A 535-nucleotide genomic window follows, 5' to 3' on the forward strand; every position below is an offset into this window, starting at 1 on the left:
GCTCCGGCGACAGCGACTCCACCACACCGTCATCCAGAACACCCGCCGCATGCACCACCGCGGTCACCGGACGCTCCACCAAGCCGAGCACCGAGGCCAGCTGCTCCCGGTCCGACACGTCGCACGCCACGACCCGGACCGCGCAGCCCAGGCCCTCCAGCTCCTCGACCAGCCCGGCAGCGCCCTCAGCCCCCGCACCACGCCGACTGAGCAACAACAGATGACGCACACCATGAGCGGCAACAAGATGACGGGCGAACACCGCGCCCAGACCACCCGTACCACCCGTCACCAGCACAGTGCCCTCAGGGTCGAACGCGGTCACCGACTCACCGGCGGACGCCCGGGACAGCCTGGGCGCCAGGACACGACCGTCGCGGACGGCGAGCTGCGGTTCGTCGGTGTCGAGGAGCACACCCCAGTCCGGCCCATCGCCCTCACCCTCACCCTCACCGTCACCGTCGCGGTCGAGGTCGAGGTCGACCAGGACGAACCGGCCCGGGTGCTCGGACTGCGCACTGCGCAGCAGACCCCA

1 protein-coding gene is annotated in these 535 nt (G+C 71.0%); it reads right to left on the minus strand.

What is annotated here, in order from left to right; translation table 11 throughout:
• On the minus strand, positions 1-529 hold a 529-nt coding region (locus FVS66_RS36710), incomplete at its 3' end, for an SDR family NAD(P)-dependent oxidoreductase (protein WP_399224657.1).
• Positions 530-535: the final 6 nt, after the last annotated feature.

The sequence above is a fragment of the Streptomyces sp. TRM49041 genome, from assembly GCF_008271805.1.
Classification (GTDB): domain Bacteria; phylum Actinomycetota; class Actinomycetes; order Streptomycetales; family Streptomycetaceae; genus Streptomyces.